At 46.0% G+C, this 6,766-nt stretch carries 3 protein-coding genes; 2 read left to right on the forward strand and 1 reads right to left on the reverse strand.

From position 1 onward, the window contains the following. The coding region (locus tag QZZ43_RS13070) for a hypothetical protein (RefSeq protein ID WP_291860107.1) at positions 1-711 on the reverse strand (711 nt) is incomplete at its 3' end. Positions 712-839: 128 nt separating this feature from the next. Between QZZ43_RS13070 and QZZ43_RS13075 the strand changes: the two genes are divergently transcribed. After that, positions 840-1,943 (forward strand): SGNH/GDSL hydrolase family protein, encoded by a 1,104-nt coding sequence (locus QZZ43_RS13075; protein WP_291860110.1) that lies wholly within the window; start codon positions 840-842, stop codon positions 1,941-1,943. A gap of 102 nt (positions 1,944-2,045) precedes the next feature. Continuing rightward, the coding region (locus QZZ43_RS13080; protein ID WP_291860114.1) for an MG2 domain-containing protein at positions 2,046-6,766 on the forward strand (4,721 nt) is incomplete at its 3' end.

Consider the following 6,766-nt stretch of genomic DNA (forward strand, 5'->3'; position numbering starts at 1 on the left):
CCTTCCGTCGGCTTCTTCTGCCAATCCAATCAGAAATGTAATCAACGCGTAATCACTGTCTTCGGGAGCAGTTGCCTTTAAAATCTCCAGCAACTGCTCTTTTGCTTTGTCTGTCCGGCCTTCTTCAATTAATGCCTCCGCCTGATGGATCCGGTACGACCTGGTTTCGGGTTTTAAAACCTGCATCAGTGAATCCCGATAGGCCCGGGTTTTATTCAGATAATCGTTTGTACGTACATTGGCTGCATAGTAATTGAAAAACAGGCGGTAAGCTTCGAAGTAACGCGACAAAAGGTCATTCGGGACTTCGTCCTTGTCAGTACTTTCCAGGATTACTTCTGCTTCCCGGAACATTCCTGTGGAAGAATACAGCGTCACCAGTTGGAAATTAGTCTGATAGATGTTTTCGGAAAGGTTTAGTTTCCGGGCACATTTCAGTGCCTCCTCGGCATACACTATTGCAGAGTCGATCTGATATTTTTCGTAAGCTTTGGAAAGCCGGCTGCTAAGGTCGAATACTTCCCGGAATGAAGAACTTTCCTGAAGCCATTGTTTCAGCAGTTCAATCTCCTTCTCTTTCTGCTTCTCGAATTGTTGTTTCTGACCAATGGTTTGGTCCAGACTATCGAGAATTGCTTCCACATTATCCCGGGCAAAGCTGCCCAGAATGGTTGTAAAAAGAAAGAAAATGGGCAGAATGAGTTTTTGCATTTTGATTTTGCTTGCTGAAACGAAGGATTTCTGTACAGGGTAAAATTAATTAAAAATAGAGAATAGCCATAAAATGCATTGTTGTATCTTAGTAGGCTTAATTTTTTGTCTAGAAAAAATATTTTATCATGAAACAAATATTCCTGATTTTCCTGATGTCACTGAGTGGCTTGTTGATTCATGCCGGCAACCTTGTTCCTGCCAATAATGAATTTATTGAATATACGGGGCGGATAGATTTTTCAAATCCTGAATCACCTCAATTTTCTTACTCGGGGGTTTCTATCCGTGCTTGTTTTGAAGGAAGCGGTATCTCTGCTGTTTTGGAAGATGAGAAAGGCGAAAACCGATACAATATCATTCTGGATGGAGTGGTTGTGAATCAGGTTAGTACCAAACAAGGGAAGCACACTTATCTGCTGGCAGAAGGACTGGAAGATACCGGTCACGAAATAGAGATATTTAAAAGAACCGAACTTATTTTCGGAAAAACCAGTTTTCACGGGTTTGAGCTTGCCCGGGACGCATCACTGCAACCCATTACCAACGAGCGGCCTTTGTTTATTGAGTACATAGGAAATTCCATTACATGTGGTTATGGTAATGAGGGGGTTAATGGCGAAACTTTTGGACCCGAAACAGAAAATCATTACATGACTTATGCCGCCATTACTTCGCGGAATTTCAACGCCCGTCACATGGCTGTTTCCAAATCGGGCATTGGTATTTATCGCAATTATGACGGGCCGGCTGAAGGCAACGAGGATTGTATGCCTAATTTTTATGACCGGATATTTTTGTACGACGAGACACCAAAATACGATTTTGCGGTGCAACCGGATGTTGTTTGCATCAATCTGGGAACAAATGATTTTAGCACGGTTGGCGGCGATTCTGCGCTATATGTCAGCAACTATCTGCGGCTAATCGAAACCATCCAGGCAAAATACAATCATCCCCGGATAGTTTGCTTGTTGGGTTCTATGATGTCGGGCAAGGTGCTTGATGAGGTTAGAGGCTATGTGCAATTTATTGCCCGTACCGCCAACCGGAAAGGGATGGGACCTGTGACCTTTTTCGAAATGTCTGCCCAGACAGGTGACCTTGGTATTGGTGTGGATACTCATCCAACAGTGGCACAACACCAGAAAAATGCCGCTGAACTCACGGCTTATCTTGCTGAACTCATGGACTGGGAGGTTGTGGAAAGCAGGGTAGCTTCTGTGCATTAATATCTTGGAGGTTAAATGTTTGTTGCCTGACGGGCTGAATATGCGAAAAGTATTAACTTTATCGAATATTAATATTTTTAAATTTCAAAGAACTCTGTCCCTATGAAAATTTTTACTTCTCTGGCCGCCTTTCTGGTAGCCATCCTTATTTTTGTTGGTTGTCAATCTCCCCAAAAAGATGATGCTCCCGCACATTCTCCGTTTCATCCTAAAATCAGCGCTTTTACTTCCGGCCAGATTTCTGCCAGCGCTCCGGTGATGGTTGAGTTTTCATCTCCTGTTCCGAAAGCGGAAGCAGGAAAAACTGTAGCTGAGGGGGTCATCACTTTTTCTCCGTTAGTGAAAGGAGTGGCGGTTTGGGCAGGTAATCGTACCCTGGTTTTCAAACCTGAGGAGATGCTTCCTTCGGGTACTGATTTTAAGGTTGAAGTTGGTCTGTCAAAATTGTTGCCTGATGAGGATGAATCATTCTTCTTTACTTTTCGCACCATTTCGCAAAATGCGTGGTTAAGTGTGGAAAATATTCAGCCGGTTTCTGTTTCAGAATATGATTCTTATACGGTAACTGCCAGAGTTGCATTGGCGGATGTGGCGGAGGATGAAGTGGTAGAGAAAAATGTAACGGTGACTTTTAATGGTAAGGAGTTGCGGCCGGAGTGGACACACATCGACGGTCGTGTTCATGAGCTTTCGGTGTCCGGTTTGTCGCGTGGCAGCTCGGGTACCGAATTATTGATTGAAGTTCCTGAGGGTCCCCTTTCTCCGGATGATGATCGTGAACTAGAGGTCACGATTCCTGCCCTTGGCGATTTCAAAATTGTTTCTGCCCGCAAGGAGTCTTCACCGCGGAACGTAATTATAGTAACTTTCAGTGACCCCATAGACCCGGCTCAGGATATTTCGGGATTATTTGTGATGGAGGGCGTGGATCTGGACTGGAATATTGACAACAATAAAGTAGAGCTTTATCCGGGAGAATCAGTTACCGGGCTTCAGAAACTGGATGTCTTGCCGGAAATAAGGAATGTTGCCGGAGAGAAATTAAACATAATGGGGGCATTTTCTTTCTCTTTTTCTACCGAAGCTCCTCAGGTTGAGTTGTTGGGAGAAGGAACCATTATGCCTTTTTCTGATGGGTTGTTCTTGCCTTTCAGAGCAGTAAGCCTGAAGTCGGTGAAAGTTAGGATTATCAAAATTTATGAGCACAATGTCGGCCATTTTCTTCAGATAAATCAGTTGGGAGGAGAATCCCAGCTGAAGCGGGCAGGCCGGCTGGTTCACAGGCAGCGAATTGCCATTGATAATGATCCCACTTTGGACCTAAATCAATGGAATACTTTTTCGCTTGACCTTTCCAAATTCGTGCAGCCGGATCCGGGAGCCATCTACCGTGTGGAGTTGGGCTTCGAAAAGGAAGACGCCATATATGCATGTGCAGGAGACGATGACTCCGAGTCAACAATTACAACCGAGTCTGATCCGGATGATGATTTTTGGGATAGGCCGGATGATTACTATTCTACTTATCCATACAATTATGACTCTAATTACAATTGGTACGACCGGGACGATCCATGTTCTGAATCCTTCTATACCCGTGACCGCTGGGTAGCTACCAATGTGCTGGCTTCCAATCTGGGTTTAATGGCCAAACGGGGTACCAATGGTGAAATGCTGGTGACTGTTACCGATTTGCGCAATGCTCAGCCACTTAAGGGAATTGAAGTGGAGGTTTTTAATATGCAAATGCTGCCAATTACCAAAGGTATTACTGATAAAGATGGCTTTGCAGCTCTTGCTTTTAAGGAGACTCCTTTCCTGTTGGTGGCCAGGCAGGATAAACAGCGCGGATATCTAAAATTATATGAAGGAGAGGCCCTGCCGCTCGACCGTTTTGATGTATCAGGAGAGACCGTGAAGGAAGGCCTTCGGGGATTTATTTTCGGCGAACGGGGTGTCTGGCGCCCAGGTGATTCCATTTTTGTTTCATTTATGCCGGTGGAAAGCCGACCGGGCACTTTACCCGCCAATCATCCGGTAACTTTTGAATTGACCGATCCACGCGGACGGTTAATCGATCGTCAGGTGAGTTCTCATCCCCGGAATTTGCTCTACACCTTTCGTACTTTGACATCCGAAGAGGCTCCAACAGGTATGTGGCTGGCGCGTATCTCAATGGGAGGGGTGGTTTTTGAAAAAACATTGCGTGTGGAGACTATTCGGCCAAACAGACTTAAAATAAATCTGGATTTTGGGGCAGAAGAACTTCAATCCGGTGAGTCCACCGATTTTTCTGTCCATTCGGAATGGTTGCATGGTTCTCCGGCATCGGATCTTAAAGCCGATGTGCGGATGACTGTAAAAGAACGCAAAACCACATTTTCAGATTATTCAGGATACAATTTTGAAGACATTACTCGTGAATTAGAAGCATCGGAAGTGACTATTTTTGACGGCATTCTGGACGATGAAGGAAATGCTTCATTCAGAGAAAGAGTACCTTCGTTTAGCCGGGCTCCCGGCAAATTAACTGCTCAGTTTACTTCGCGGGTGTTCGAGCAGGGAGGGGCCTTCAGTATTTCATCGCAGCAGGTTCCTTTATCGCCTTTTGAAGTATATACCGGTATGCGAACTCCTTCTGGAGACGATCGCGGATTGCTTCTGACCGATGAGGATCATGCCATTGAAGTAGTGAGTGTTGATGCCGCCGGAAATCCGGTTGGAGGGCAGAATCTGACCTATAGCATTTACAAAATTGAGTGGCGTTGGTGGTGGGAGAAATCCGATGAGGATCTGGGACGGTATGTCTCATTCCAAAGTAACAACCGAATAGACCATGGAATGGTGACCACTTCAGGCAGTGGAAAAGCCAGTTTTGATTTAAGAATAAACAAACCTGAATGGGGGCGTTATCTTATCAGGGTAGTCAATGCCGCTTCCGGACACTCTGCGGCTGCCACCGTTAGTGTTGACTGGCCCGGCTGGGCACGTGAGTCACGGGGTGGAGATGGCGCGTCAGAATTGATATTTTCCAGCGATAAAAAGAGTTACAAAGTTGGTGAGGAGGTTTTAGTTTCTTTTCCTTCGTCTGAGCAGGGGCGGGCGTTGGTATCTATTGAAACCGGAAGCCGGATTTTGAAAAGCTGGTGGATTACCCCCGAATCTAAAGAGACCCGGTTTTCCTTTAAAGCTACGCCGGAAATGAGTCCGAACATATATGTGAGTGTCACATTGATTCAACCGCATGCCCAAGCGGGCAATAATAGGCCTATCAGACTTTATGGAATCGTTCCTGTAATGGTCGAAGATCCTGAAACACGACTGCTGCCGCAAATTAAAACGAATGATACATGGTTGCCCGGAGAAGAGGCCGTCGTTGAAGTGAGTGAAGAGAACAATGAAGACTTTGATTATGTGGTTGCGGTGGTGGATGAAGGGTTGCTGGATCTTACAGGTTTCCGAACGCCTAATCCCTGGCAACGGTTTAATTCCAGGCAGGCTTTGGGGATTCAGACCTGGGACTTGTATGATGAGGTGATTGGTGCCTTTGGCGGTAAAATAGAAAAATTGTTTAGTGTGGGGGGGGATGGAGAACTCTCCGGAGGCGGAAGCAAAAATCAGATGCGTCGTTTTGAGCCGATGGTTCGGTTTTTTGGCCCATATCATCTTAAGGGGGGAACAAAAAAACACCGCTTTATTGTTCCTGAATACACCGGTTCTGTAAGGGTGATGGTGATAGGAACCAATGGCACTGCAACAGGTAGTGAGGAATCTACCGTGAAGGTGAAGAAACCGGTGATGGTTTGGAGCTCCTTGCCTCGGGTTATGGGGCCTGAACAGAAGCTTTGGTTGCCCGTGACGGTTTTTGTCACTGATGAAAAAGTAAAGGATGTGACCGTTTCTTTGAAGGGCTCGGAGCACTATGAAATATTAGAAGGGAGTTCTCAAAAACTTACATTTGATAAGCCCGGAGAACAGACAGTTTATTTTGAATTGGAAACAAAGTCCCTTACCGGTTTATCCAGGCTCACGATTAAAGCCGAGAGTCGTGGGGGTGAAGATGAAATCCACAAAAACCTAATGATACGTATGCCTAATCCGCCGGTGACGAAAACCATCTTTTCAAGTCTGAAAGGGAATGCTTCCGAATCTTTGCATTACGAATTGCCGGGTATTGCCGGCACCAATTCTATGCAGTTGGAGGTTAGTGCCATCCCACCAATGGATTTGACCGGACGTCTCTCCTTTCTATTGAAGTATCCACATGGTTGTATTGAGCAGGTTACTTCCGGTGGATTTCCTCAATTATATCTCGACCAAATAGTGGAGATGAATGAGGAACAGAAAGCCAGGGCTCGTGAAAATATTGGCAGTGTTCTGTCCAGATATAGTTCCTATCAAACTCCTGAGGGCGGTTTTGCTTACTGGCCCGGCCAGTCGTACCCCAACGAATGGGGCTCCTCCTACGCCGGACACTTCCTGCTGGAGGCCGAAAAACAGGGATATATGGTTAAGCCATCCGTGAAATCAGCCTGGTTAAAATGGCAGAAGCAACGGGCGAAAGCGTGGTTACCCCGTTCCGATGGCAACTATTATTCATCAGAACAGATGATTCAGGCGTACCGTTTGTTCACTCTGGCACTGGCTGGCGAGCCGGTTGTTGGAGCCATGAATCGCTTGCGTCAGCAGGGCGACCTTGTTTTGCAGGCCCGATGGCTTTTGGCATCTGCTTACTCCATTTCGGGGATGCAGGATGTGGCGATTGAGTTGATGGATGGCAATAGTGACGCACGAGAAGTTGAAGTTTTATATCAAACCTATGG

This window comes from Marinilabilia sp. (genome assembly GCF_016278715.1).
Taxonomy (GTDB): Bacteria; Bacteroidota; Bacteroidia; order Bacteroidales; family Marinilabiliaceae; genus Marinilabilia.

What these genes read in the sequence shown, in the direction of transcription:
- QZZ43_RS13075 (WP_291860110.1), top strand. Translation starts at nt 840, where the DNA reads ATGAAACAAATATTCCTGATTTTCCTGATGTCACTGAGTGGCTTGTTG.